The sequence below is a fragment of the Arthrobacter sp. 1088 genome (genome assembly GCF_031455315.1).
Classification (GTDB): domain Bacteria; phylum Actinomycetota; class Actinomycetes; order Actinomycetales; family Micrococcaceae; genus Arthrobacter.
Window position 1 is genome coordinate 40,803 of sequence record NZ_JAVDSM010000002.1, and the last position, 25,388, is coordinate 66,190.

At 61.0% G+C, this 25,388-nt stretch carries 22 protein-coding genes and 1 tRNA gene; 4 read left to right on the forward strand and 19 right to left on the reverse strand.

Translation table 11 applies throughout. The annotated features are described in order from the left end of the window. Positions 1-1,410: a bifunctional dTDP-4-dehydrorhamnose 3,5-epimerase family protein/NAD(P)-dependent oxidoreductase gene (locus J2Y41_RS03155; protein ID WP_309926066.1), complete on the forward strand. Its 1,410-nt coding sequence runs from the start codon at positions 1-3 to the stop codon at positions 1,408-1,410. Here the strand turns inward: J2Y41_RS03155 and J2Y41_RS03160 are convergent. Beyond that, a complete protein-coding gene (locus J2Y41_RS03160) occupies positions 1,402-2,262 on the reverse strand; it encodes a glycosyltransferase (protein ID WP_309926067.1) in 861 nt (286 codons plus the stop codon). The two genes, J2Y41_RS03155 and J2Y41_RS03160, sit on opposite strands and share 9 nt — an antisense overlap. A gap of 593 nt (positions 2,263-2,855) precedes the next feature. Here J2Y41_RS03160 and J2Y41_RS03165 point away from each other — a divergent pair. Then, positions 2,856-5,318 (forward strand): WecB/TagA/CpsF family glycosyltransferase, encoded by a 2,463-nt coding sequence (locus J2Y41_RS03165; RefSeq protein WP_309926069.1) that lies wholly within the window; start codon positions 2,856-2,858, stop codon positions 5,316-5,318. A 70-nt stretch (positions 5,319-5,388) separates the two neighbouring features. Here J2Y41_RS03165 and J2Y41_RS03170 read toward each other — a convergent pair whose 3' ends face one another. The 13 genes from J2Y41_RS03170 to J2Y41_RS03230 all read right to left on the reverse strand — a co-directional run bounded on the left by J2Y41_RS03170 (position 5,389) and on the right by J2Y41_RS03230 (position 20,401). Continuing rightward, positions 5,389-6,549: a glycosyltransferase family 4 protein gene (locus J2Y41_RS03170; protein WP_224090366.1), complete on the reverse strand. Its 1,161-nt coding sequence runs from the start codon at positions 6,547-6,549 to the stop codon at positions 5,389-5,391. After that, on the reverse strand, positions 6,530-7,903 hold the full coding sequence (locus tag J2Y41_RS03175) for an O-antigen ligase (protein ID WP_309926072.1): 1,374 nt from the start codon (positions 7,901-7,903) through the stop codon (positions 6,530-6,532). The genes J2Y41_RS03170 and J2Y41_RS03175 overlap by 20 nt, the downstream gene beginning before the upstream one ends. Before the next feature lie 53 nt (positions 7,904-7,956). Continuing rightward, positions 7,957-8,622, reverse strand: a complete 666-nt coding sequence (locus J2Y41_RS03180) for a hypothetical protein (RefSeq protein WP_224090362.1) — start codon at positions 8,620-8,622, stop codon at positions 7,957-7,959. Positions 8,623-8,624: 2 nt separating this feature from the next. Beyond that, positions 8,625-9,215, reverse strand: coding sequence for a hypothetical protein (locus J2Y41_RS03185; RefSeq protein WP_224090361.1), 591 nt, complete (start codon positions 9,213-9,215; stop codon positions 8,625-8,627). Between the two features lie 137 nt (positions 9,216-9,352). Next, on the reverse strand, positions 9,353-11,416 hold the full coding sequence (locus tag J2Y41_RS03190; RefSeq protein ID WP_224090360.1) for a glycosyltransferase: 2,064 nt from the start codon (positions 11,414-11,416) through the stop codon (positions 9,353-9,355). Beyond that, the gene (locus tag J2Y41_RS03195) at positions 11,416-12,681 is read right to left on the reverse strand and encodes a glycosyltransferase family 4 protein (protein ID WP_309926076.1); all 1,266 of its coding nucleotides are present in this window, start codon (positions 12,679-12,681) and stop codon (positions 11,416-11,418) included. The genes J2Y41_RS03190 and J2Y41_RS03195 overlap by 1 nt, the downstream gene beginning before the upstream one ends. Next, positions 12,678-14,141: an oligosaccharide flippase family protein gene (locus J2Y41_RS03200; protein WP_224090353.1), complete on the reverse strand. Its 1,464-nt coding sequence runs from the start codon at positions 14,139-14,141 to the stop codon at positions 12,678-12,680. Before J2Y41_RS03200 ends, J2Y41_RS03195 begins: the two co-directional genes overlap by 4 nt. Then, the gene (locus J2Y41_RS03205) at positions 14,138-14,800 is read right to left on the reverse strand and encodes an acetyltransferase (protein ID WP_224090344.1); all 663 of its coding nucleotides are present in this window, start codon (positions 14,798-14,800) and stop codon (positions 14,138-14,140) included. Before J2Y41_RS03205 ends, J2Y41_RS03200 begins: the two co-directional genes overlap by 4 nt. After that, positions 14,797-15,963 carry a DegT/DnrJ/EryC1/StrS aminotransferase family protein gene (locus tag J2Y41_RS03210; RefSeq protein WP_224090342.1) on the reverse strand — a complete coding sequence of 389 codons (1,167 nt, stop codon included), beginning with the start codon at positions 15,961-15,963 and terminating at the stop codon, positions 14,797-14,799. Before J2Y41_RS03210 ends, J2Y41_RS03205 begins: the two co-directional genes overlap by 4 nt. Continuing rightward, on the reverse strand, positions 15,960-16,979 hold the full coding sequence (locus J2Y41_RS03215) for an NAD-dependent epimerase/dehydratase family protein (protein WP_224090340.1): 1,020 nt from the start codon (positions 16,977-16,979) through the stop codon (positions 15,960-15,962). The genes J2Y41_RS03210 and J2Y41_RS03215 overlap by 4 nt, the downstream gene beginning before the upstream one ends. Beyond that, on the reverse strand, positions 16,976-18,085 hold the full coding sequence (locus J2Y41_RS03220) for a Gfo/Idh/MocA family protein (RefSeq protein WP_224090338.1): 1,110 nt from the start codon (positions 18,083-18,085) through the stop codon (positions 16,976-16,978). The genes J2Y41_RS03215 and J2Y41_RS03220 overlap by 4 nt, the downstream gene beginning before the upstream one ends. A gap of 103 nt (positions 18,086-18,188) precedes the next feature. Next, positions 18,189-19,868 (reverse strand): sugar transferase, encoded by a 1,680-nt coding sequence (locus tag J2Y41_RS03225; RefSeq protein ID WP_224090328.1) that lies wholly within the window; start codon positions 19,866-19,868, stop codon positions 18,189-18,191. Positions 19,869-20,143: 275 nt separating this feature from the next. Beyond that, positions 20,144-20,401 (reverse strand): hypothetical protein, encoded by a 258-nt coding sequence (locus tag J2Y41_RS03230; RefSeq protein ID WP_223932823.1) that lies wholly within the window; start codon positions 20,399-20,401, stop codon positions 20,144-20,146. Between the two features lie 39 nt (positions 20,402-20,440). Between J2Y41_RS03230 and J2Y41_RS03235 the strand changes: the two genes are divergently transcribed. Next, positions 20,441-20,674: a DUF5703 family protein gene (locus J2Y41_RS03235; protein ID WP_216925728.1), complete on the forward strand. Its 234-nt coding sequence runs from the start codon at positions 20,441-20,443 to the stop codon at positions 20,672-20,674. A 17-nt stretch (positions 20,675-20,691) separates the two neighbouring features. Here J2Y41_RS03235 and J2Y41_RS03240 read toward each other — a convergent pair whose 3' ends face one another. Further along, a complete protein-coding gene (locus tag J2Y41_RS03240; protein ID WP_309926083.1) occupies positions 20,692-21,852 on the reverse strand; it encodes an acyl-CoA dehydrogenase family protein in 1,161 nt (386 codons plus the stop codon). 28 nt (positions 21,853-21,880) lie between these two features. Continuing rightward, on the reverse strand, positions 21,881-23,185 hold the full coding sequence (locus tag J2Y41_RS03245; RefSeq protein ID WP_309926085.1) for a M20/M25/M40 family metallo-hydrolase: 1,305 nt from the start codon (positions 23,183-23,185) through the stop codon (positions 21,881-21,883). 268 nt (positions 23,186-23,453) lie between these two features. On the opposite strand from J2Y41_RS03245, the gene J2Y41_RS03250 reads away from it, so the two are divergent. Then, positions 23,454-23,536, forward strand: a tRNA-Leu gene (locus tag J2Y41_RS03250). A gap of 78 nt (positions 23,537-23,614) precedes the next feature. Here J2Y41_RS03250 and J2Y41_RS03255 read toward each other — a convergent pair. Genes J2Y41_RS03255 through J2Y41_RS03265 form a run of 3 tightly spaced genes read right to left on the reverse strand, consistent with a single transcriptional unit; the run spans position 23,615 to position 25,384 of the window. After that, positions 23,615-23,899, reverse strand: a complete 285-nt coding sequence (locus J2Y41_RS03255) for a hypothetical protein (protein ID WP_309926087.1) — start codon at positions 23,897-23,899, stop codon at positions 23,615-23,617. A 56-nt stretch (positions 23,900-23,955) separates the two neighbouring features. Continuing rightward, positions 23,956-24,408 carry an SRPBCC family protein gene (locus tag J2Y41_RS03260; protein WP_309926090.1) on the reverse strand — a complete coding sequence of 151 codons (453 nt, stop codon included), beginning with the start codon at positions 24,406-24,408 and terminating at the stop codon, positions 23,956-23,958. A gap of 34 nt (positions 24,409-24,442) precedes the next feature. Then, positions 24,443-25,384: a glycosyltransferase gene (locus J2Y41_RS03265; RefSeq protein ID WP_309926092.1), complete on the reverse strand. Its 942-nt coding sequence runs from the start codon at positions 25,382-25,384 to the stop codon at positions 24,443-24,445. Positions 25,385-25,388: the final 4 nt, after the last annotated feature.

Genomic DNA, 25,388 nt, shown 5'->3' on the forward strand with positions numbered 1-25,388 from the left:
ATGGGACCCGCTGAATTGACATCCCGTAGTACACCGATCCCCGGGCTGGTGCTTTTCGGGCTGCCGGTCCACGGGGACCACCGGGGATGGTTCAAAGAGAACTGGCACCGTCGCAAGATGATGGCTTTGGGCCTCCCCGACTTTGGGCCGGTGCAGAACAACATCTCCTTCAATGCCAAACGCGGGACTACCCGGGGTATCCACGCCGAACCGTGGGACAAGTTCATCTCGCTCGCCTCAGGGCGGATCTTTGGTGCGTGGGTGGACCTGCGTCAGGGCCCGACTTTTGGCAGGGTTTTCCACGCAGAGATGTCCCCCATGGAAGCCATTTTTGTTCCCCGGGGCGTGGGCAACGCCTTCCAGACACTCGAGGACAACACCGCCTACACCTACCTGGTCAACGATCATTGGAGTGCCGCAGCGCAGGCCGACTACACGTTCCTCAACCTTGCCGACGAAGACGTCGGTTTACCATGGCCCATCCCGCTGGAGGAGGCCGTGGTGTCTGACCAGGACCGGACCCATCCACGATTGGGCGACGTAGCTCCCATGCAATCCAGGCGGACGTTGGTACTTGGTGCGGACGGCCAATTGGGGAAGGCGCTCAGAGAGGAGTTCGACGGCGACCCGACGGTGGACTTCGCAGGGCGGGCCGAGTTCGATATCTCGGCAGAGAATTCCTATCTCGCCACCGATTGGCGCAAGTATTCCACCATCATCAACGCCGCAGCTTTCACGGGAGTCGATGCCGCGGAGACAGCGGAAGGCCGCACTGCCGCCTGGAGCATCAACGCAACCGCAGTGTCCCGCCTGGCCAGGACCGCCGTCGAACATTCACTGACGCTCGTCCATGTATCCAGCGACTATGTGTTCGACGGTACCGCCGCTGTGCACCGGGAGGACGAGGCACCCACTCCCCTGGGTGTCTATGGGCAAAGTAAAGCGGCCGGAGACGCTGCCGTTGCTGCGGTGCCGCGGCACTACATTGTGCGGAGCAGTTGGGTAGTGGGCGAGGGCCGCAACTTCGTCCGCACCATGGCTGGGCTGGCCGCAAAAGGCGTAGCACCCGCAGTGGTGGGTGACCAATGGGGGCGGCTGACGTTTGCTTCTGATATTGCCGCAGGCATCAGGCACCTGATCACGCAAGAGGCACCTTACGGAACGTACAACCTCACCAGCGACGGCGAGCCGCAATCTTGGGCTCAAATTGCACAGGAGGTCTATCGCCTCTGCGGCGTGGATCCTGGGAAAATTACCACCATCAGCACGTCCGAATACGCAAAACCCGGGATGGCGCCGCGTCCAGGCAATAGCGTCCTGGACCTTTCCAAAATAAAGGGAACGGGCTTCAGTCCGTCCATGTCGCATTCCCGGTTGGAAGCATATCTTCGGTCCGGAACGCTACTTTGAGACGAAGCCTCCCGCTTTCCGCGCTACGAGGGTCTTGGCCAGGTCCCTAAGCCGCGATGGCTTTCGGAGCAGCCGCAGGAGAATTCTCCAAGCGCCCAGGATCCTGTCCACGCTGCGGCTGACGAAGCGATCATCCACATCGAGGGAAACAGAAAAGTGCGGGGCAATGCGTCGGGCACTCGTCCGCAGGCCCACAACCTCGTTGAGGACGTTGCCGCCGTGGATCACCTGCAACCACATCGGGTGTGCAGTCCGCGCATTCAGGACGGGGGCATAGGCATCGATCCGGTAATGATGTTCAACGAACACCGTGGCCGGAGGGTGGTTCGCAACCCGCTCTATCAAGCTCGAAAATGGATTCATAGTGTACGGGCGGACGTAAACTTTCCGCCCGGCATACTGCGCACCATTCACCAGATTTACGAACGTTTTGTCCTGTTCCCTGAAACAACTTTGAATTGTCTCAATAAAGTCGTTTGCTACTGCGTCGTCGTTGTCTACCCGTGTGGTAATGACGTAGGGCGTGGCACTAAGTTGGCCTATTGTCCGGCTCAGGAATTCCTGCGAGAAAGCACCCTCAACGTAAACAGCCCGAAAGACGCCTTGGGATAATTTGTCAATCTCCTGCCGCAACCATAATGGCGACAGGGAGTCAAGGAAAACCAGCCAGGTAAACCGGGTTTCCGTTTGATTTCGGAAGCACGGGATGCAGTACATTTCAAATAGTTGAAGGCGCTCGCGAAGCCATGCGTCCGTGGGCTCTGCCTTGTGATAAAAGCTGCGGACATTGAAGCGTGTGAGAACAAAATGCGTTGCCAGGCCCCCCAAACAGTCTGTGATCTCGCTGCCCATGTCCGTCCTCTACGTGGTCAGGGTTGGTCCCTTGGTGTCGACACAACGCATCCTCTCCCGACAGAGGCCGGCAGGCAATACCCTGATGCCGCACAACGCAAGATGCGCGCTCTGGTGCACGCAGGCAAATCGTCCTAAAGTAGCCCTACGGCAGCCTCGAAACAGTAGGGCCGGGAGACAACTCAAGGAAGTAAGTTCGGGCGGCACCCGCCGTCCGGCATCGGCGATCCGGGAAGTGCAGCGACTTGGATCGCCGGCACATTTTTGTGCCGTGAGTTGGATCATCGAGCCTGGAGCCGAGAATGCTGCACCAAGAGACTGCGCCCTCCCGGGTCGCCACCCGCCACAGTTCCATGCGACTCCGGCCGGGGGAAGCCAGAGGGCACGGTACCCGACCACCAACCGTTTCCCCAGCCGGGCAGGGCCTGTGGGTGAGCCTGGGCGGAGTTCCTGTCAAGCTCTTGGAGTTTGATGGCGCTCTGCGTGAAATTATGGACCGGGCAACGTCGGTTGGCGCGTCACCTCTTGGCGTTTGTTCTGCGAACCTGGACCATATCCTGCACTTTGGGGCCGGAAGCCGGTGGATGGGCGCCATGGCTGAGCACGCGTCCGTGGAGTGGTTGACGCTGTTGGATGGAGCCCCGCTGGTTGCCGAAGCCCGTCGTCTCACGGATCAGCCGTGGCCGCGGCTGGCAGGAAGCGATCTTGTGGAGCCCTTGCTGGACGAAGCCGAACGCCGCGGCCTGAGCGTGGGATTCCTCGGTGGCACGGAGCAGGCCCAGGGGCTTATCCGCAGCAGGTTCGCAGCGGAGCGTCCGGATTTGGCGATCGCAGGCTGGTGGGCCCCGGACAGGTCCGTGATCAGCGATGAGCAGGCTTCGTTGGAACTCGCCGCGCAGATAGCGGACACGGCTCCGGACATCCTGGTGGTGGGCATGGGCAAGCCTCGCCAGGAATTGTGGGTCAGCAAGTATGGTCGCCTCACGGGAGCCAAGATTCTGCTGGCGTTCGGTGCTGTTGTCGATTTCCTGGCTGGTCGAATCCGGCGCGCCCCATCCTGGATCAGTTCCCACGGGTTTGAGTGGGCTTGGCGACTCATGCTGGAGCCGCGCAGGCTTGCCCGCCGGTACCTGATAGATGGACCCGAGGCCTACCTGAAATTGCGTCAGGTCAGCGCTGTGGACGTCCCTCCCACCGCACTGCCCGTGGGCCGGAAGCCGGAGGATCCGATAATCTCCCCTGCCCCGATCAGCGTCCAAGCCCCGCAGCCCTTCCTCCCGGCTGAGGCGAGGGCGGAGGTGGCCGCCATAGTTGTTACCTATAACAACGCCGACGACGTCGGGCCCCTGGTGTCGAGCCTGAGGGCCATGACGGGCGAGCAAACCATGAAAGTAGTGGTGGCCGACAATTCTCCTGATGACCGCACCATGACAGAGCTGACGAAGCATTCGGATGTCATCTCTTTGCGGACGGGCGGAAATCTCGGCTACGCCGGTGGCATCAACGCGGCGATGCGCGTGGCGGGCCCCGCCGACGCCTACCTCATCTTGAATCCGGATCTGCGGGTGGAGCCGGGCGCAGTAGCAGCATTGCGCAAAAGAATGAGGCAGTCCCACGCTGGGGCGGTTGTGCCGGTCCTGCTGGAAAGCGATGGCAGTGTTTACCCCTCGTTGCGCCGGGAGCCGAGCGTGATGCGGGCCCTGGGCGATGCCGCACTGGGCAGCCATCTGCGCCGTCGGCCGGCCTGGCTCTCGGAAATGGACTTCGACGTGGAGGGCTACCAATACGCTCACCGCATCGAATGGGCCACAGGCGCGGCTCTGCTGATAAGCGATGACGCAGCCCAGGCCGTTGGTGAATGGGACGAGCAATTCTTCCTGTACTCGGAAGAGACAGATTATTGCCACCGAATCCGTGAAGCAGGGAAATCGATCTGGTTCGAGCCGACAGCAAGGATGTTTCATGAAGGCGGCGGTTCGGGTACGTCGCCACAGCTGACGGCGCTTCTGTCCGTGAATCGTGTTCGCTATGCAGCCAAACATCTCGGGCGGAGCAGGGCGGCGCTCTTCCGGGCCGCTGTTTGCGCCGCTGAGATGGCACGCATAAACAAACCTGGCCACCGGGAAGCAGCGCGGGCCCTTTTGAGGAAACGGCTATGGCAGACGTTGCCTCATGCCACCCGATTCCCTGATTTTTCGAAGGGCCTTCCAACCGGCGCCGTCATCATCCCGGCGCACAATGAGGGGAAAGTGATTGGCCGGACACTGGATTCTTTGAAGGAAGTCATAAGTGCCGGAACTGTAGACGTCATCGTGGCGTGCAATGGCTGCACCGATGAGACGGAATCCATTGCCTCGCAATATCGGGGCATTAAGGTCCTGCACGTTAACGAAGCGTCCAAGACAGCAGCACTGAACGCCGCGGACGGTGCTACGGAACTGTGGCCGCGCCTGTACCTGGATGCCGATGTGGAGCTCAACTCCGAGGCCCTGCACGCCGTTTTCAAGGCCCTTGAGGCCGGCCCCCTTCTGGCTGCCCGGCCGGCCTTCCGCTACGACACGAGCGGAGCCTCCGCATTGGTCAGGGCTTATTACAGGGCCCGGAACCGGATTCCTGGAAACGCGCAGGGACTGTGGGGGGCCGGAGTCTACGCAATGAACGCGAAAGGACATGAACGGCTCGGAGAATTTCCAGCTCTGACCGGCGACGACTACTACGTGGACTGCTTGTTCCAGCCCGGCGAAAAGGCGGTTCTGGCGACAGACCCGGTTGTCGTGAGGACGCCCCGCTCATCGAGGGCATTGCTTGCGATTCTTCGGCGTACCTACCGCGGTAACCACCAACAAACACCCTCACGGGGCCCTCTGTCGATGTCATCCGGCGCAGCCTCCTCGACGGCGCGGACTTTGCAGGAGCTGGCCGTTTCAGTACGCGGGCCGGTCAGTGCCTTCGATGCACTCGTATATGCAGCTTTCGCTGTTATTGGCCGGTGTGGAGCATTCTTTACGGGGAGAGCTGGCGCCTCCTGGGAACGCGATGAGAGCAGCAGGCAGTAGAACCCCTGTGGGCGGGGTCCAGGCGGGTGGGATTGTCTTGCATCCGGGGCGTTGACAAAGCTATAGCCAGCTAGTGCTGGGCGGACCCTAGCGGTACGCCGCTCCTCCGGGACCAAAAGCTTCTTCTGCTTGGCCGTGCCGACAACTCGAGCACATTGCTTCTGACATGATCTATGAAGTCTTCCAAACGGTGATTTTGCTCCACGTAGGCGCGACCACGACGCCCCATTTCCTCCGCAGCGTCCGGGTCGGCCAGGAAAGACTCTATGCGGCTCCTGAGGGCCTGGGAATCTTTTGCTGGCACGAATACTCCGGTGTCGCCGTCACGGATAACGTCCACCTGGCCTTGGGTTTCAGAGACAATGACAGGTCTTCCCATGGCCATGCCCTCCAGGATGACGTTCACGCCTGCGTCAATGTCGGTGGGTAACAGCGGAACAACCACCACCTTGGCGGCGGCATACGCGTCCCGCAGTTCAACGGACGTGAGTGGCCGGACCTGGCAGTTCTCCGGCCAGCCCGGTTCATCACGAACGTCCCGGGTGATGATTTTGTATCCGTCAAGGGCAACCACCAGGGATGCGGCTATATGAACGGGCACGTCCAATCCCCGGACTGCGTCTGCGAAGGTTGGAAAGTCCCGTTGGGTGGAGCCCGCCGAGAAGATGATCCCACGCTCGGAATCGACTGGTTTGAAGAATTCCAAGTCCACGGGATGGCGAACGAGGACTACGTCATCGGGCTTAAACCCGATCTTTTCAACCGCCACGGTCTGCTGGATGGAGCTCCATGTCACGATTCTGTCTATACCGGTCCGGAAAAGCCTGAGAGGCCATCGAACTGCGGGTTTTGAAAGCCAGAACATCATGGCTAAATGCGGAGTCCTGATCCGGAGGATGGCGAACAGTGCCGCAATGGCAACTGAATGTCGTTCAGACCACGTAATAATGACATCGTAGGAGCTGCTGAGCCGTGCGGCTTCGAAGGCTTGGGCGGCAAAGGCCGGTAGGCGCTTGTAGATGTGTGCCCGGAGGCCCGCTGTGTGTTGAATGGTGTTTTCATCGAGGACGTCGCAGTTCAGGGTTTTTTCAAACAGGAGACTGCGCGGCTCTGCGCCGGAGGACTCCAGACGCTGCCGTTCAGCCCGCTCCACGGTCGAGCGTCCCCTGGTCTTAACGAGGAGGATTCTCGGCGCATCTCCGTGGAAGACCTCATCTGTTCGAACCATCATCAACTCCGTCTCGATGCAGGCGCAGTAATCCAAATACAGCAGTCTTTCCGGCGGGCAGCGCATGCAGCCTTCCCGCAAGCAGGCCACCCCGTTCGTCCTGCACGATGCGCCACAAGGCTCCTGCGAGTCCAAGCATGAGGAACAACATCGCGGCAGCCATGGGAAAAGAGAGCCCGTCGAAGAAAGCAAAAGTGACAGCTACGGCTGCCAGTGACGCAAGGACTGCCTGGCTCAGTTGACGCATGTCGTTGTCCACTGCCAGGTGCCGCGCGCGCCAAGCGCACGTTAGCCCACTGACGATGAGGGCCAGGAACATGGCCAGTCCAAGAACTCCCAGTTCCACAAGCAGTCCCAAATACTGGTTGTCGACGATGATGTACTCGGGCAGGAACGTTCCGAACGCCCGCCCAATAAGGGGATTGTTTTCCAACATGCCCAAGGCCGTGGAGTACCCATTGGTCCTGGACGTAATGCTTGTGTCGTCGCCCCCGACCGTGAACAGTCCTCGAAGCGTGCCAAGCAGTCCAGGAGTGACGACATAGATGGCCCCCACGAGGCATATTGATGCCAGATAGGCCCGACGCCGCATGGACTTGGACCATGCAGGGATGAGGATAACGAAGGCGATGGCGACCGCGATCAATGCGGAACGGGAGACGGACAACACGGAAGCAACGGCGATAGCGATGACCGGTAGCCACCGCAGCAGCCAGTTCCTGGTGGTCTGTGTCAGTGCCAAGGTCAAAGCGATGGGAAATGAGGTCGAAAGTACAACTCCGTACTCAAGCGGGTGGGACGCCATGGCGGCGGCCCGGACAAATCCGCCCCTGACGTCAATGTTGGAGAAGTCCGGACTCGATGACATACCCGGGATGGTGATCCAGTCGATGAGGGACGCTCCGGTAGCAAACTGGAGAAGTCCAAGGACTGCGGTGAATGTTCCCATCATGACGACACTTCGCATGATGGTAACCAGTCCACGTCGATCCTTGAGGCCATCGTGGATCAGGAGGAGAATCCCGGCCCAGGCAAGCAAACGAATGAGTCCACCATCTGCAGGACTGGATTCCTTTTCGGGCAGGCCGTGGAGCATCGCCACCGCGTAACTGGCTACCGCAATAGCTAAAAAGAGGGCCAGGGCGAGACGGACGGGGCGGCGCCCCACAGCCTCCGGCCTGGTCCTGTGCACCTGGTAGAGCACCCACCATACGAGTGCCAAAAGGGCCCACAAGGTAGTCAACCGTCCTACGGTTCCCAAGGCCGATATCGTCAGGTTGGAAGGAACGGCGCACGTGACCACCAGATATATGGTGACGAATGTGGCGACATCCGAGCGCTCGCGCTGCGTCCCCATCCGGGCCACGCTTACTTCACGCGGGTCCCAACTATCTGGTGTGTTCCGCATATCTACTGACCTGCCCCTCGACGTACCCCATGGCGCCGGGCAATCTGGCGTTCAACAGTGGCGGCCGCGGCCATGGCGGCCGCGCAAGCGAGGGCGAGCCAGGCGCTGGCACCCTTGAGGCGGTCCGTGGGCGTACCTCCGCCGAAGATGATCTCCGGACTTGACGGCGTGGTCACCGTGGTTATCACTGCGCCGTGAACGTCGGTTTCCTTCTGCAGCGACGTGGATTCCTCCTGGATCCTCTTAATGACCACGGACAGTACTTCGTTCACCCGCTCCGCGCTCGAGTCCACCACCTGAACCGCCAGCACCGGCCTGGAAAAGCTCTTGGTCCACTGGCCTCCGGTATTGGGCAACGTTACGGAATATCCTTGCTTCACACCTGCTCCGTAGAGGGTCCCCCGGGACAGGACCAAATTCACTGAACCGGAGTCGTCGTTGACGCGTTTCTCCACCAAAGCGGCAAAAGGCACGAGCGCCGCCACATCGCCTCCTGGAACCCAGTAGGCAGGTTCGCCCGTGGGTGCAACGAACGAGACCTCTGCCTGCGTCCAATAGACAGGATCCAGGGACCGGATCGCCCCCAGCCCTGCGAAGCCAATCAGTAGAACAGCGACGGCGGCGTACCACCTCCTTCGCAGGACCTGGAGCAGTGTCTTGGGCGTCATGGCTACGAGGGCCTGTGTGAGACTGGCAAGGTGACCGGGACGTCGTCGTGCGCTGGTTCGAGTGCTGGCGCTGTAGCCGGCACACTATGCTTGGTCTCCTCCGGGATCCGGGAATCCTTTTCCCTGTGGCGACGGGCCTTGCGTGATTTCAGCAGGCTGTCCAACAGGACGGTAAGCACCAAGGTCAGCCCTACTCCCCCGGCTGCTGCCACGAGGAGGATCTGGGTCCTTGCCTTTGATTCCGGTGTGGCCCGGGTGTCGACCAGAAGGGTCATGGTTGAGATCCGCGACTCCTCCGGAACGTTCAAAGCGCCCTGCATGTTTTCCAGCAACAGCGGGGCTTGGTCCATGACGGCCCGCATGGTGCCCAAGGATTCTTCCGGGTTCGGTGCCGTGGCTGTGACGAGGAGGATGGCTCCGCTGGTGCCTCGATCCGTTTCAGCCGTATATGTTGCGTTTGAAAAGTCCTCCGCGATCTTGTGGCGGATGTCCTCAGCCGAGAGCCGGCGCGTGAGGATGTCCAGCGCCTCACCCATCCCGCCCAGGTTCAGGTACGGATTACCGTCTGCGCCAACACTGTGTGCGGATGGCATCAACACGAGGCTTGCTTGCGCTTTGAATTTCTCGGGAGTGTTCTGTTGGACCTGAAAGCACAACACAAGCGTCATGATCAGGCCGAGGACGAGGAAGTACCACCTTCGTCCGAGGCTCCTTAGAATCGTTCGAATTTTCATGATCCGATCTCCCGCCTGTTCTGTCCCAGAAAAACTTTCACCCTGTCGATTCCACTTCTGCCGAGGAGCCTGATCGTTGCCGTTTTGATGGCGCTGCGAAAGCCATCGCGGAGCAGGCGCACTGGCCCCTCAACCAAGGCGTCGCGCACCAACGCCAGCGTTTGGACGGCCGCCACGTCGTCGAGCAACCCGGGGAACCTGTCTGCGAATGGATCAGCCGCCACAAGTCGTCCGCGGATTCTGTTACTGACATTTGCCCCGTGCACAACCTGCAGCCAAGCCGGCGGCCCACCGACCTCCTCGGTGGCCATGATTTCGCCCAGCTGGTTATGCCAGGCCGACCAGCATGTCACCGGAGCACTCCACGTGGACCGCACCGAGCAAAACGCGTTCCGGTCATCGTGCCTCAAGTAGACCGAGGCACCGCCTTTGACCAGGCCGGCGGAGAGATAAATAGCCGAAGGCAGCTGCGAGCACTGGACGTCCTGTACCTGGGCCACAAAGTCAGCTGCCAGACCGTCGTCGTTATCCACGTTGGTGGTCAGCAGATTTTGGGTCCGCCGCCCCGTGACTTCCTGGATGTCCGAGAGGAGCTCGTCGGCAGAAACTTCCGCCCGGAAAATCGGCGTGAACAGACCGTCGGCGCTCAGGTCCTGAATCCTCTCCAACAACCACTCAGGAGACTCGGGATCGAAGTAGACAATCCAATGAAAACCTTTGCGTGTTTGGGCACGAACCGAGGGAAGACAATATCTCTCGAAGAGTTCAACGCGGTTGTGAAGCCACCCGTCTTTGGCCCTGACAAGGCTCTCGAAGCCCTTCGACGGAAGGTTGAACCTGGTCAGGAGCGCGTGGTCTACCGTTGGCTGCCCGTCATGCTGCAGCCCTTGCGTGGCAGGACCTGACAGTTGTAGTGGCTGCCCCGCATGGCCATTCCGGACCTGCTTTCCCGTGGCCAGGAGTCCCCGGATTTTAGCGGCCCGTGAGTCCCAGCTATGTGATCTGGCGGTTGCGTCCATATCTTTGCGGAGTTCCTGTGTCATCGGCTCACGCAGGGCCTTGAGAACGAGTTGCGAGAATTCGGTCGGTGTCCTGGCTGCCGCAATGGCGGGCGAGTCGATCCATCGGGTGGACGGCAGGTCCGTGGCTACTACCCGAAGCCCTGCAGCAAGGTATTCAAGGGTCTTCAAAGGAAAGCTTGATCGGTTGAACTCTGTGTCTGCATAAGGAGTGATACCGACTGACGCGGTTTGCAGCAACCGGGCAACGTCGTCCTGGCCCACCAGTCCCCTCCAATCCACGTTTGGCCTGGACAACAGGGCATCCAACCTGGAGCGGACAACTGGATCGCCCTCCGCCCGGGGCCCAATGATGAGCAGCGCGACTTCCGTTGCAGCCACGGCTTCCAGGGCGTCCAGATCCAACCGGTTGTTGAGCTGACCAACCAGGGCCACGACGGGACTGCGGCTCGCACCTGGTGGAGTGCTCGCGGGAGTGCAGCCATTGGGCAAGACTTCGACCGGCCGGCCGGAAAATCTGGAGATCTTGGCTGCCAGTTCCTCAGAGACGGCGCTAAGAGCGTCGGCACATCGTATGTTCTCTTCCAGCACGCGGATCAAATGGGACGAAGTGAAGCCCATGAGGTTCGTCCCCGCCAACCAGTCATCGGTCACGTGCAGGAGCCGTGTCCCTTCCGGCCGGCGGGACGGAAACAACATGATCGGTGATGAATTGACGATGCCGGCAACACACCCGGCAGCCCGATCCAGGGCTGCATTCACACATCGGCGAACAAGAACATCCGTAGAGCGACGCACCATTGGTTTGCTCACGCCGGGCAACGCCGGAATCCGGAGGCGGCTGATATTCGTGCCCACATCTTCGCCAACACCACGAAGGCTCCGGATGAGGTGGCGTCGGACATCCTGGTAGCTGGTCAGCGGAACCGGGTGATCAACCCACAGGATGTGGTGTGTCCTGGCCAACGAGGTGGCCAGCATCTTGTCCGTACCCGAAAGGCTGTCCCAGCGGGTCCCGGACATGTAGACGATCGTTTCCATCAGATGTCCCGTCCGCGCACGGCCAACGAAGGCATCGAGGCTACCGGTTTGGCATTGAAGTCATCAGTTGCGTTGTGTCCGAAATAGCGCTGAAAGCGCCGACGCCCCACGTAGGCGGCATATTGGGCACCAGCTGCCGCCTCGGCCCTCAAGGAAGAGAAAGTTCCTGTGCTTTGTTCCATTGAACGCCGGTAGAACTGCACCTGTACCCGGGCTGCGTTGGTGAGCGAAAACCTCTCCTGAACAATTTCGCGTCCAAAGGAGCCCAGCCGGGCTCGTTCCTGCTCGTTGTCCAGCAGGAATCCAAGGACGGACATCAAGTTTTCGCGCCCCGCCTCCGTACCGCGGCCTACGCCGTACCATCCCTGCCAGAGGAAACGGTCAAGGGTTTCGGGGGTCAACAATTCCCAGAAGCCCCGCTCCCCTTGAACCACCAGCGGCTTCCCAAAGGAAAGACCCCGCAAGGCCGAGCCGCCCATTCCCAGGACAACATCGGCAGCCGCGTACGCTGGCCTGGGGTCCTCAAGTTCCCCCGTTAGCAGGACCACGCGTCGTCCCAGCCCATCATTGATAACGGAAGCCTTGGCCATCGCGTCGCTCATGCCCGGACCGTCGCCAACGATCACCAGTCGGACGTCTCTCAGCCGTGCCAATTCAGCGACGGCGTCCATAGCGGACAAGATGCCCTCAAGCTTCAACTCCCGGGCAAGCCGTGAAACGCAAACAACTACGTGGGCCTGGTCGATCAGTCCAAACCGTTCCCGGAACTTGTCCTGCCCTGCAACGGCCGTCAGACTGTTCGCGACGACATCTACGGGGGGCTCCAGAAGCCCCACGCGCTCGCGACCAAAATCCGACTCGGCCTTAAGAATCTGTTCAGTTCCTACAAGAAGGGGCATCGTCCTGGGGATAAACGGAGCGACTGCCATCGACATGACAGTCGCCATGCTGCTGCAGCCGGGTACCAATCTTGAAGCAATCAAGCACTCAAGGGCCGGTGGCCATTCATAACCATGGAGTACGTCAAGCATGCGTCCCCGGGCGAGCTTGCCCAACGCCGCGCACACTGATGGGGACGGCCGCTTCCGGGGAGCCGGTGCCTGAATGAACTCCAGATCAAGCTCCCGCACCTTGCGGGTAAGGGTTCCGGGCTGCCCAAAAATAACCACGCTATGGCCCAGGTCCCGGACAGCGGCTCCCAGCTCAATGGCGTTGACCTGGCTGCCACCAATTCGAAGGTCATGCGGATAGATAAGAATCTTCACCGGACAACCTCTTTTTCCCAACCCATTCGACGCAACTGCTGAATGTCTCCCAGTCGGAGGAACACCGAGACCGTAATGGCCAGCAGACCAACCAGCAGGCTCGCACCCACTGCCACGAAGGGCGAAGGAATCGAAGAGGACAGCACGAAACAGGCCACTCCGGCAGCTACCGAGATACCGGTGGACGCGCTGACGCTGACCGCAAGGCTCCTTAAGGGAACGCCTGCCCGGGAGAGTGCGCCTAAATAGAGCGGCGAAGTTACCGCCACTGCAATGAATAGCGGAACTGCCGCCAAGCCTTGGAGGCCGCCCAGTTGTGCGCCCAAAACAAGAGCCGGAATCAAGGCCAGGAGGGACAAGAGCTGGACCCTCAGAATGGGAACCGACTGCTTTATCACCACCAGGTAGTCATAAACGAGTTCGTGGAAAACCCTGAAGACGGCAACCGGTGCCAGCCAGGCCAGGGCCACGGCAGCCGGCGCCCACGCCTCCCCATACAACAGCGTCACGACCGGAACAGCGCAGGCAGTCAGGACGGCCGAAACCGGCAGCATGGCTGATGCAACCACGGCAACAATTGACAGCATGGCGGCACGCATCTCCGCGGGAGCATCCTGCAGCCTGGCAAATGTCGCAGGTGCCACGCTGCGCAGAGGCTGCGACAACAAGCTGGCTGGCCAACCTGCCATATTCGTGGCCATCACATAAAACCCCAACACCACCGGACCGAGCATCTTTCCAGCAACCAGTTGGTCAACGTAACCCACACCAAAGACCACCATGCTCGCACCCGCCAAGGGCAAACCGAACCCCAGCAGCTGTTTCGCCAGCTTCCTGGAGAACCCAAAGCGATAGGGCAACGGAGAGTAGATCAGGAAAAGGACAGCGGAAACAAGGCTGGCCAGCACACGTCCTACGGCAAGACTCATGGCACCCATGCCCATGATGACGAGAACCAGGGAGACGCCTGCCCCAAGCCAAACGTTGACCTGGTCAATGATCATGCGTTGGCCCTGGCGGAAGTTCCGCTGCAGAACGGCCGCAGGCGTAGCCACGAGCCCATTGAGGACGATGCAGAAGGCGAGCGCCCTGACGACGTCGGTGGCGGCTTCGTTTCCCATGGCTGCTGTGAAGTATGGCGCCATCACATAGGAGCCTGCGAAGAGAACAATGCTGCATGCCGTTGAGATCGTAGTCACGGTCGCGGCGATTTCCTTGGGATCCCCTGGCCATCGAACGATCGCCAGGCTGACCCCAAGTTCGTTGAAGCTCAGTACAGCCATCAGCGCCACAAAGGCCACTGCGTATGTTCCGAATTGTTCGGGCCCCAGTAACCGCGCGAGTGCTATGCCGATTGCGATTGTTCCCAGGCGTGTCACGACTGCGTTCAGGACGCTGATGACGAACGCCCGTGTTGGAGTGGGCGTTCGCGGGTTTGCAGCACGGCTGCGGAGGGTCACAGGGCGTCCTCCAGTTCGGGTGAATAGCCGCGGCGGATGACGCGTGCGGGCACGCCGGCCCATGTTTCTTCGTCGGGAACATCGGTTAGTACTGCCGCTCCCATGCCGATGGTTGCGCCGGCGCCGACGGTGCGGCGCTCGCGGACGCTGGCGTTCATGCCGATGTAGGCTGCGCGGCCGATGTGGACGTTCCCGCCGAGGGATACGCCTGCGGCCAGGGTGGCGAAGTCGCTGACGACGTCGTCGTGTGTGAGCGTGACGCCGGGCATGGCTACTACGTGGCTTCCGACTGTGACGGAGGCTGTCATGGTGACGTTGGCCAGGAGGATGCTGCCCAGGCCGATTCTGCATCCTTCTGGTGGATGTACTGATGAGTCGATCGCTGTCGCATAGCGGTCCTCTGCGAGGCCCAGGGTGCGTAAGCGCATGACGACGCTTTCGCGTCCCCGGCCGGATCCAATACAGACAAGCAGCATGGCGTGTGGGAAGGTCAGGGCATCGCGGATGGGGCCCAGCACGTGGGCGCCGTCCACCACGCGTCCGAGTTTGTCTTCGTCGTCGTCCAGGATTCCGATGACGTCGTATTGTCCGGTGTTGCGGACCATGGCCAGGACTTCGCGGGCGAGTCCGCTGGCGGCGATGAGGAGGAGCTCGGTCATTGTCCCTGTCCTGCCGCGCGAAGTACTGAGTCGATGACCCGGACCTGGTCAGCCAGGGCGAGCTGGTGGTAGAGAGGCAGGATGAGCGTGTGGTCCGTCAGCCATTCAGTGGCAGCCAGTGAAACCGCGGCCTTGGCTTCCCGGGCGTAGGCAGGTTGCCGGTGTGCGGCCATGATGCCGCGTCGTGCCGATATTCCGTCCTCTGCCAGGCGGCTCATCAGGGCGTCTCTTCCCAGGGGGAACGCCGTGCCTACTTCCAGCCAGCAGGACTGGAAGTTTCCGGTTCCGTAGCCTGGGTCGTCTACTAGGCGGAGGCCTTCGATACCTGCGAAGGCCTGTGCGTAGTTGGCGGTCAGTTCGCGCCTGCGTTGTACTGCCTGGTGCAGGCGGCCGAGTTGGACGATCCCGACGGCGGCCTGGAGGTCGGTCATGCGGTAGTTGAAGCCGACTTCGAGGTACTCCTCGGCGGGGGCCAGGACGCTGGCATGACGGTCCGCCGCTGAGACGCTCATTGCGTGTTCGCGGAGGCGGCGGGACCGGTCTGCGAAGTCCCGCCTTGGCGTGGAGAGCATCCCGCCTTCGCCGGTGGTGAGGATTTTGCGGGGGTGGAAGGACCATGCGACCAGTTCGGCGCCGGCTCCTACCGGCCGGCCGCGGTAGCGTGAACCGATGCCGCAGGCTGCGTCTTCCACCACGGTGATCCCGAGGGGGTCGCACAGGGCCCGGATGGGATCGAGATCCACGGGTACTCCGCCTTGGTCCACGACTATGACGGCCCGTGTGGCCGGCGTCAGGGCGGCGGCGATCGTTTCGGCGGTGACACAACCCGTTAGGACGTCGACGTCGGCGAAGACCGCCCGGGCGCCTACATAGCTGGGGGCGTTTGCGGTGGCGATGAAGGAGAAGGAGGGAACTACGACGTCGTCTCCCGGGCCGATACCGGCGACGGCGAGTGCCAGGTGCAGGGCTGAGGTGCAGCTGGAGACCGCGACTGCGAAAGCGGCTTGTTGCTCCAGGGCGAAGGCTTCCTCGAACTGCTTGACTTTGGGGCCTTGGGCCACCCAGCCGGAAGCGATGACCTCGGCGACTGCTTGGGCTTCTTCTTCCCCTAGCCACGGTTTCATGACGTCGATTCGTGCCAGGGAGGTTTCGGAGGTTGTCATCGTGCACCCACTGAGGGTGCTTCGGGATGGGCAAGCTGCCGGGAGGCTGCGATTTCTTCGCGGAGGGGACGCCACCAGGTGACGAGTGAGCGGAGTCCGTCTTCAAGTTCTATGGCGGCTTCAAAACCGAGGTCCCGCTTGGCGGCGGTGACGTCTGCGAGCCGGCGGGCAACTCCGTTGACTGCCCGTTCGGGTCCGTGGTCAAGGTGCAGTGGGGACTGCATGACCCGCAGCAGTGTTTGTGCGAGTTCTGCCAAGCTGGTTTCCGTGCCGCTGGCTACGTTGTAGACGCCCTCCCGGACGTGGCTGGCGGCTGCGAGGATGTTGGCCCTTGCGACGTCGGCGGTGTGGATGAAGTCCATTGTCTGGTGGCCGTTGCCGAAGATCAGGGGCGGAAGGCCGTCGACTATCCGCTCCATCCAACGGACAAGTACCTCTGTATAGAGTCCGTGCACGTCCATGCGGGGTCCGTACACATTGAAGTACCTCAGGAGGACGTAATCCAGGCCGGACATGGCTCGGAAGCTCCTCGCCATTCCTTCGTTGAAGGATTTCGCGGCCCCATAAAAGGTGTCGTTGTTGTGGTGGTGGTGTCTCTCGGTGGTGGGGAATTCCTCTGCCATTCCGTAGACGGAGGCACTCGAGGCCGCGATGACCTTGTCCACCTTGTGCCCAACGGCGGCTTCGAACACGTTGAAGGTTCCATCCACCAGGACTTCAAGCGCCAAACGTGGCTCCTCGGCGCATTGGGTGATACGGATCGCAGCCTGATGGAAAACCAGGTCTTTGCCCCTGGTGAGGTCGTGGACCAGGTCCCGGTCCCTCAGGTCACCTTCCACCAACTGCACGAGTCCGGTGGCCAAGGCATCGTTGAGGTTTGCCCGGCGCCCCCTGACGAGGTTGTCCAGGACGTCCACGTGCGCCGCACCGGCGTCGAGCAGTTGGTCTACCAAGGTGGATCCGATGGTTCCGGCGCCTCCGGTGACCAGGACGTTGGCGCCGAGCAGCTTGTTCACTGTGCGACCTGGAGGGCGACCTCGTTGCCGGCAACGATGGTTGACTGGCCGTCTGTTCCAAGGCTTTGGGTGACGGCTTCCAATACAGAGAGGACCCTGAGCCCGGATTCGCCGCTGGTGCGCGGTATGGTGTGGTTCCTGATGGAGCCGGCCAGCTCGGCGACGACCTGGCCCAATGGTTCGCGTTCCTGCAACGCCGGTGACCACGTGTCGCCCAGTCGATACGAGATGGCAGAGTTCTTTTTGTCCGCCGCGGACCGCGGCTGTTGTTCCAGGCTGACGCCGCGATCGTAGACGCTGAGCCGCTGTTGCGGGTTCAGGTCGTCCCAGACCAACGTCCTCTTTGAGCCGCCAATGATCATCTGGCGGATTTTGGTGGGACTGAGCCAGTTCACGTGGATATGCACCATGGCGTCGTTTGGCAGGCCGAAGGTCAGGTGGCCTACACAGTCGCGGCCCGTACCCAGCGGATCCGCGCCGTGGGCAGAGATCTCGGTGGGGTGCAGGCCTCCCGGCAGGACGAAGTCCAGGATCGAGAGATCGTGGGGTGCAAGATCCCAGAACACATTGACGTCCGGTTGGACAAGTCCGAGGTTGATGCGCACGGAGTCGACGTACAGGATGTCGCCCAATGCCCCACTTGATACGAGTTCCTGGATCTTCAAAACCGCGGGAGTGAAGCAATAGGTATGGTCTGCCATGAGGACGAGGCCGCGGGCTTTGGCTTCCTCCACCATTTCCAGGCCCTTGGCACGGCTATCCGCGAGTGGCTTCTCGACGAGCACGTGCATGCCGGCCCGCAATGCAGTCATCACTACTCCGTGATGCGTGTGCGCCGGGGTCGCCACGGCGACGGCGTCCAGGTTGTAGGTGTCCAGGAGTTCGTCCAAGGACTCGACGACGGCGACGCCGCCTACTGTTTCGGCCAGCCGAAGTCCGCGCTCCACGTCAAGATCGCAAATTGCCACAAGTTCCCAGTCCGGGCTGGCTTTAAGGTTCCTGGCGAGGTTCGGGCCCCAATATCCCGCTCCGACCACGGCGATCCGCAATTTCGGGGTCATCCCGTGGCCGTTAAGGTGGCCTGATGGAATAGTTCCTATGCTCATTTTCCACTCGGATTCTGTGTTGGATAGCTCGGTTCTTTCTCAGGTAATGCTTGTTGTGTTGCTCGGCGTGTCTCGTGTCGGTCAGTAAGTTCCAGCAGGTCGTTCAATAGGCGCCGGAGGGCTGGATCATGGCCCTGAAGGTGCGCCACATGATCATCAGGTCGCCTGCTATCGACCAGTTTTCGACGTAATACAGGTCCAGCCGGACGGCTTCATCCCAGGGAAGGTCCGATCGTCCATTGATCTGCCACAAGCCGGTAATTCCGGGTTTGATTAGCAGCCGGCGATGGGTATGCCGTTCGTAGCCACTGACTTCGCGAAGGAGCGGCGGACGGGGGCCCACCAAGCTCATGTTCCCGGCCAGCACATTCCAGAACTGGGGTAGCTCGTCCAAGGAGTACTTGCGCATCCAACGGCCGCACTTGGTGACCCGGGGATCATCACGCATCTTGAAGAGGACGCCTGCTCCCTGGTCCTTTCCGCTGAGTTCTTCCAGCCGCGCTTCGGCATCGACCACCATGGAACGGAACTTCAGCATCTGGAAGGTGGTGCCTCGCCTACCGATCCGTTCCTGCCGGAAAAGCACTGGACCCGGGCTGTCCAGCCTGACTATCAGCGCCAAAACAGCCAGCAGGGGCGCCAGGCAAAGCAAAGCAGTAGCCGAAACCACAATGTCCATGAGGCGCTTGAGCGTGTGTTTGCCACCGGAGTAGTGCGGAATATCCACGTGCATCAGGGGCAGGCCCTCAACGGGGCGCCAGTGGATACGTGGGCCAGCCACGTTGGTCAGCGTTGCTGCCAGGACGAGTTCGGCGGCATCTTCTTCCAGGCGCCAGCCCAACTCCTGGATGAACTGGTTGCCGCCAGGGACCGGACCGGCAACGATCACCGCGTTGGCGCCCGTCTGACGCACAGTATGGGCAATGCCGTAAATCGACGACAAGACGGGGACCCGCACGTTATCCACCACCAGGACGGCGCCACGCCGGGCCCCTGGAAGGCACGCCCCCAGGATGTTGTACGCGGCACCGGACTTCCGGTTGATTTGCTTGATGACGTATCTGACGTCCTGTGGCTCCCCCACCACAATGGCACGGGAGAGGCAGCGGCCGCGCGACTTTTCGAACGTTAGCCAGCGGCGGAACATCCACCGGCTGCCTGTCAGGGACACCAAGCCCACGGGCAGGGACACCAGGACGAAGGAGCTTGCGGACTCCAGCCGGAATACGACTGCCACGAGCCCCAGAAAGCCGAAAACGCGCAGGCTTGCGGACAGGACCCGCTTGTATTCTTCGGGCCCCACGCCGAGTACTTTCGGATCCCGTGTCCGGTAGACCTCCAGTGCTCCCAGCCAGGCAATGCCAAGTATGAAGCCGAGCATAAGCTGGCGCTCGTGTCCCGCGCCGCCCGCCGCAACGGCAAGGCCGTCAGTGTTCAGAAGGAAACCTGACGTGACTGCTGCCGCTACCAGGGCGCTGTCTGCCAATCGAAGACTGTTGGTGAGCAACCGTGTCCAGCCATACCGGCGGGCCAGGGCGGAGGTGCTGCGGGAGTGGCGGTGGGTGACTGGCGGCTTGAGATCCAGGGTGACATCTGCCCTCAATGCCGCCAGTCCCGCCTTTTCAGTCCGTTGTGCAGCAACGGACTTGTCAATCCAGGGAGACACCGGCGGATTGACATCGGCGACGGCAGGTTTGGCTGTGAACGCCGCGCCCAAGGAAAAGGGGTGTGCACCCTGTGGTGCCCCTACCTTGCCCGAACGCAAGACCGGAACCTTTACCATGTCAGCCTTCTTCGCAGACCTGCCATTGCCTACAACCCAGTGAAGCGGCGGCGGTCAGGAGGCGCACCAGTAGTCTGTACTCAAGTTTGCGCAGCTTTACCCATGGCTCCTACGTGCGAGTACCTACCTGGCTGATGCAGGACTACGTGCTCCAAGCGTCACGAAACCAGCGAAAACCGCTACATTCCGGGCTGCAAGCAGGACAAACAGGGCGCGAAACGACACAAAAAACCGGCCACCGCAGGTGGCCGGTTGTTGCTTGTTACGGAAGGCTCCTAGTCCTCCAGGCTTTCGAGGTCTTCGTCCAGGACCTCATCATCGTCCTCTTCCTCGTCATCAAACACCTGGAGCGGAGTAACCTCGGAATATGCCTCGTACAGGGCGTCTTCGTAAACCTCGAAGGCATCTGCGACGGCGAAGAACGCCGCCTCGACGTTGGGGTCACCCTCGCCCCGGCGGGCTGAAGCGGCGGCCAAGTGCTCTTCCAGGGCAGCAGTCAATGACTGAAGCGCGACACGCGGATCGATGCTCATGACTTCACGTTAGCCCGAAAAGGACGAAAATGGAGAGGGATGAAGGAACAATTTCGAGGCAGCTCCGAAGAGCGCCAACGTGACTATGCACGTCAGTACGAGTACCTCGTACTGACGGTAGGACCTGACGATTCACTGCCCGAAGCCCGGCGTCGGCTCGCAGAGCACTCAGAGTACGGGAAGTGGGAGCTGGAACGCAGCCGGCTATACCTCGGCGGCGGCAGACGCTTCTGGTTGCGCCGAAAAGTCTATTCCGTGCAGCGCACGGTCTAGTCAGCTGTCCCGTTTCCTCAGCCGTCCAGGGGCCCAAGCCAGGCGCTCGCCACTGTGTTGTGCGCCGATTCGTCATTGGACGGGTGGAAAATTCCAGCGAGTACGTCCCGGTAGAGGCGTTCCAGTTCCGAGCCGCGGAAGTAGCTGGATCCTCCCGTGACCCTGATCGCCAGATCCACCACGTAACGGGCATTTTCTGTGGCACGCGACTTTAGTCCAACAAGCTTGGGGAACCACTGGGCTCCATGGTCCACCAGGTTGTCGATGTCGCGGGCAACGGTCGACAACTGGGGATAAATGCCGTCCATGGCCAGGGCCGCGTCGGCAACTTTCCAACGGATGTCCGGGTCCTGGGCGAAACTGCGTCCTCCGTGTTTCGCCGAGACCCTTCGCTTGACGCTTTCAATGCCCAGCATAAACGCACGCTCCGCCAACCCGGTGTAGACCGCTGCCAACAAGGTCTCAAAGCAGGCAAAAATCGCGAATATCAGTAAGTCCTGGTTAGGCCCGACAGGCAGTTTACGGAAGATCCGCTCCGATGGAACCGCCGCTCCCTTCAACAGGGTGGTGTTCGAGGCACTGGCCCGCATGCCCAGGGTGTCCCAATCGTTGAGGGTTTCGTGCCCGGGTTCATCACGATGGATGAATCCGAAAACCAACTCGCCCTCTCCGTTTCTGGCGTTTGCGTCCTTGCCGAACGTTCCCAGACGGGTCCAACCACGGGAGAGGCTCGTGAAGATCTTCCGTCCGGTGAATCGATAACCACCGTCGGGCAACGGCTCCGCAAGGGTGGTGGAATCGAACAGCATTGAATCGTTGCCCGCTTCCGAAATTCCGAAAGCGAACACTTCCCCCTTGCCGGCTTCCTTCAGCACGAAGTCCAGCGAGTCGTCCCCCCTTGCAGCCATGACATGCGCGACGCCGGTCCAGACCAGGTGCATGTTGACTGCCAGTGCTGTGGCCGGGGCTGCCGTGGCGAGGCGCTGCTGCAACGCAGCTACCGCTTCCAGACCAAGTCCCATACCGCCGTCGGCGACTGGCACGAACAGTTTCAGGTAACCGGCGGCAGCCAGCTCTTCGAGGTCTTCGTGGAAGAAGAGATTGTCGTGGTCATATCCAGCCGCCCGCCCGCGGAGCCGCTCCAACAGCGCATCCGGAAGGATTTCCTCTGGATTCATAGCCCACCGTCTTTCCTGAAGATTGCGTTTAGTAGTTGCTCAGCAGCTTGTTGAGGACTCGCGCGCCGAACTGCAGGGACTCTGCCGGAACCCGCTCGTCCACCCCGTGGAACATGCCCGTGAAATCAAGCTCGTGGGGCAGCATCAGTGGAGCGAAGCCGTAGCCGGTGATGCCGATCTTGCTCAAGGACTTGTTGTCTGTCCCTCCCGAGAGGGTGTAGGGAAGCACCTTGGCGCCCGGGTCCTCGGAGTGCAAGGCGTCGATCATGGAGTCAACGAGGTTGCCGGCAAACGGCACCTCCAGGGAGACATCCTTGTTGACGTAGCTGATCTCGATACCATCCCCGGCAAGCTCCTTGATGGTTTCGAACACCAGTTCCTGCTGGCCCGGCAGCGTTCGGCAATCCACGAAGGCCTCGGCCGATTCCGGGATGACGTTGTGCTTGTAGCCCGAGCGGAGCAGGGTGGGGTTGGAGGTATTTTGCAGCGTTGCTCCCACGAAACGGGCGACGGTGCCAAGCTCCTTGAGCAGGATGTCCGGGTTGTCGGCGTCAAACTCCACGCCAGTGAGTTCGGTGACGCCGTCCAGGAACTGCCTGGTGGTGGGAGTCAGTTCCACAGGCCACTTGTACTCGCCGATTCTGGTGACGGCCGCCGCGAGCCGGGTGATCGCGTTGTCCGTATTGATTTGCGAGCCGTGGCCGGCCCGTCCATGGGCAACCAGCCGCAACCAGGACAAGCCCTTTTCGGCAGTTTGAAGCAGGTACGTGCGCTGGCCACCGATAGTCGCGGAGAATCCGCCCACTTCGGAGATGGCCTCGGTGGCGCCATCGAACAATTCGCGGCGGTGCTCCACGGCATACCGGGCGCCATAGGTGCCGCCAGCTTCCTCGTCCGCGAAGAAGGCGAAAATGATGTCCCGCTTGGGCCTGCGGCCAGTCCTGGCGAAGTCCCGCATTACTGAAAGGATCATGGCATCCATGTCCTTCATGTCCACGGCACCGCGACCCCAGATCAGTCCATCCTTCAGTTCACCGCTGAAGGGGTCAACGCTCCACTGATCCTTCAGGGCCGGTACAACGTCCAAGTGTCCGTGGACCACCAACGCGTCAGCTGAAGGGTCCTCCCCCGCCATGCGCGTGACGACGTTGGCACGTCCCGGTGCGGACTCGAAAATCTCGGCCTCAAGGCCCACTTCCGTGATCAGGCCAGCTGTGTACTCCGCAGCAGCACGTTCGCCCGGTCCGGTGTCGTCGCCGAAGTTGGAGGAGTCGATCCGGATGAGCTCCTGGCAGATCCGGACAACTTCGTCTTCGGGGCGGATGACAGACATGGAAATTCTCCTTGCGTTGGCTGGGCTGCAGGTGCCGGCGACGCGCACTGCGGACCCCGCAGCTCTACCGTCCCGTGTTCCACCAGCCTACTCACCGCAAGCGCCCTCAGTTGAGCAATTCCGGGCGCCGCCACGCGTTGAAAGCCTCCAGGCCGTCCTGACCAGCACCGATTTTTTAGTTGCTTCAAACCGTGTTAGAGTTTTTCTCGCTGCTTCGGAGGAAAGTGAAGTACCGGAAGGTGCAGAACGGCTTCTCTGAACACCACCTGCGCGGGTGGCGGAATGGCAGACGCGCTAGCTTGAGGTGCTAGTCCTCGAAAGGGGGTGGGGGTTCAAGTCCCCCTCCGCGCACAAAGAAGGCCCCGGGAAACCGGGGTTTTTTTGTGCCCTCAACCATGCTGGGCCCATCGCAATCATGGGTGGTGTTTACTAAGCCAACGGCCAGCCCCTCCATGACTCCAAGGCCACCCGTTTGATCTGTCCGGCGGGAAACCATTCCACATGATAGTCCCGCCGATCATCCACCCATTCCACAAGGCCGTAGGTCCGTGTGTACTTGATGGCCCTTCCATACACCTCACTAACACGGACAAGCGGTTGGGCGGCCGGCTCAAGCTCCATGATCTTGCCATCGTCAGGCTTCGGGTGGTTGGCCTCCGCCTCGGTCTGCAACATCATGCGGGCGAAAGCTTTGGAGTCTTGCTTGGGTCTCATAAACCAAGAATAGAACATATGTTCGAATGCGGCCGACCGTTTGCCCAGGGCCCCTCTCAATTGCCTTGGCTGGCAGCTTTCTCGACCGCTGCCAGCATACTTTCGAAGGTCGCCCTCAGCATTCGGTCAATCAAAGGACCCGTCAGGCGGCCGAAGGGCCCACCTCTGGGCACATAGCGGTAGTCAAAGGTGAGCACCGTCCCTTCGCCATCTGGCTGGAGGACGAGCCTGGAGTCGGCTTCTTTGAAGGGCACCAGCGCCGATGGCTCGTTCCTCGTTGCCAGGGAGCGGCCTTCCTCCCATTCGGTGACGGTTTCGATCATCGAGCCGACGGGCGACAAATGTACCCGACGGCGGGCACCCAGCCCTTGGGTCCTGTTACCGATGGTTTGTGATGCCCTTAGGCCGTTCCAGACGTCAGCGAGGTTGCCGAAATCCGCTAAAACAGCCCAGATGGAGTCACTGGTTGCAGCTGCTTGTCGCCGTACGGTCAGATGGCGTTCCCTCATGATCATCACTCCGCGCCAATGGAAATTGCCTGGCTCATCGCTTGAGCGATATGCCGCGCCCCTGAACGTGCCGCTCCTGCGGACTACGTCGAACTGCAAGAACGGGGTCGGCCGCGTCCAGCGTCAAACGGGGAAGCTTGGCAAGTCTTCTCCACAGAAGGTAGATCCGGACATCCACACCGTTGCGTTCGAACCGCGACATGAAGACGTCCCTGCAGGATGAGTAGCACAGTCGAAGGGATTCCCGAAGACCACCAAATTGCGCCGACCTCACCAGCAGAAGACCCACATGACCTACGAGCACCGGCATCAGAAACAGAGCTGGCGTGTGGCACCACTTGAAGCGAAGTTCGCTACGCCAGCGCAGTTGGCGCCTACGCAGAGGTTGGCGGTCAGCATTCGGGCAGTGCTGCACCGGATCCGAAGTTCCGTGCCTGACTACGAGGCCCGAAGCCAACAGTCGAATCGATAAATCCGATTCTTCGCAATAGAACCTATAGGACTCACGCAAACCACCGCAGGCAAGCACAGCATCGCGGCGCAGAGCATGCGCCGCGCCGATAAAGCTACGGGCAAGCTGAACGGTACCGCTGGATTGGTCGCCCTGCATGAGGGCGCCGTTCTCGGCAAAGGGGACTGCAACTGCGGCAATCGCAGGCGACGAGAAATCGGCCACCGTTTGCCGGGCCGTGGAGGCAGATGTGAAGTACGCGTCATCATCGAGGATGAGGACGAGTGGAGTTGATGCTGCCCGGATACAGATGTTCCGGGCAGCTATCAAACCGACATTCTCCTGACCCGTAATAAGGTCGACGGCGGGAAACTGCTCTCGAACCACCTCTGAAGTGCCGTCCGAGGATGCATCGTCATAGACGATGATGGGAATTGCGGGTTCCTGGGCGAGGGCGCTCGAGAGCAGCCTCTTCAGGTCATCAACTCGGTTGTAGGTCGAGACGCACAAACTTATCTGGTTCATGTGG

Bases quoted from the DNA above. Each gene is read 5' to 3' on its own strand.
- J2Y41_RS03155 (WP_309926066.1), top strand. From the start codon at position 1: ATGGGACCCGCTGAATTGACATCCCGTAGTACACCGATCCCCGGGCTG.
- J2Y41_RS03160 (WP_309926067.1), bottom strand. From the start codon at position 2,262: ATGGGCAGCGAGATCACAGACTGTTTGGGGGGCCTGGCAACGCATTTT.
- J2Y41_RS03165 (WP_309926069.1), top strand. From the start codon at position 2,856: ATGGCTGAGCACGCGTCCGTGGAGTGGTTGACGCTGTTGGATGGAGCC.
- J2Y41_RS03170 (WP_224090366.1), bottom strand. From the start codon at position 6,549: ATGATGGTTCGAACAGATGAGGTCTTCCACGGAGATGCGCCGAGAATC.
- J2Y41_RS03175 (WP_309926072.1), bottom strand. From the start codon at position 7,903: ATGGGGACGCAGCGCGAGCGCTCGGATGTCGCCACATTCGTCACCATA.
- J2Y41_RS03180 (WP_224090362.1), bottom strand. From the start codon at position 8,622: ATGACGCCCAAGACACTGCTCCAGGTCCTGCGAAGGAGGTGGTACGCC.
- J2Y41_RS03185 (WP_224090361.1), bottom strand. From the start codon at position 9,215: ATGCCATCCGCACACAGTGTTGGCGCAGACGGTAATCCGTACCTGAAC.
- J2Y41_RS03190 (WP_224090360.1), bottom strand. From the start codon at position 11,416: ATGGAAACGATCGTCTACATGTCCGGGACCCGCTGGGACAGCCTTTCG.
- J2Y41_RS03205 (WP_224090344.1), bottom strand. From the start codon at position 14,800: ATGACCGAGCTCCTCCTCATCGCCGCCAGCGGACTCGCCCGCGAAGTC.
- J2Y41_RS03210 (WP_224090342.1), bottom strand. From the start codon at position 15,963: ATGACAACCTCCGAAACCTCCCTGGCACGAATCGACGTCATGAAACCG.
- J2Y41_RS03220 (WP_224090338.1), bottom strand. From the start codon at position 18,085: ATGAGCATAGGAACTATTCCATCAGGCCACCTTAACGGCCACGGGATG.
- J2Y41_RS03225 (WP_224090328.1), bottom strand. From the start codon at position 19,868: ATGGTAAAGGTTCCGGTCTTGCGTTCGGGCAAGGTAGGGGCACCACAG.
- J2Y41_RS03230 (WP_223932823.1), bottom strand. From the start codon at position 20,401: ATGAGCATCGATCCGCGTGTCGCGCTTCAGTCATTGACTGCTGCCCTG.
- J2Y41_RS03235 (WP_216925728.1), top strand. From the start codon at position 20,441: ATGAAGGAACAATTTCGAGGCAGCTCCGAAGAGCGCCAACGTGACTAT.
- J2Y41_RS03240 (WP_309926083.1), bottom strand. From the start codon at position 21,852: ATGAATCCAGAGGAAATCCTTCCGGATGCGCTGTTGGAGCGGCTCCGC.
- J2Y41_RS03245 (WP_309926085.1), bottom strand. From the start codon at position 23,185: ATGTCTGTCATCCGCCCCGAAGACGAAGTTGTCCGGATCTGCCAGGAG.
- J2Y41_RS03255 (WP_309926087.1), bottom strand. From the start codon at position 23,899: ATGAGACCCAAGCAAGACTCCAAAGCTTTCGCCCGCATGATGTTGCAG.
- J2Y41_RS03260 (WP_309926090.1), bottom strand. From the start codon at position 24,408: ATGAGGGAACGCCATCTGACCGTACGGCGACAAGCAGCTGCAACCAGT.
- J2Y41_RS03265 (WP_309926092.1), bottom strand. From the start codon at position 25,384: ATGAACCAGATAAGTTTGTGCGTCTCGACCTACAACCGAGTTGATGAC.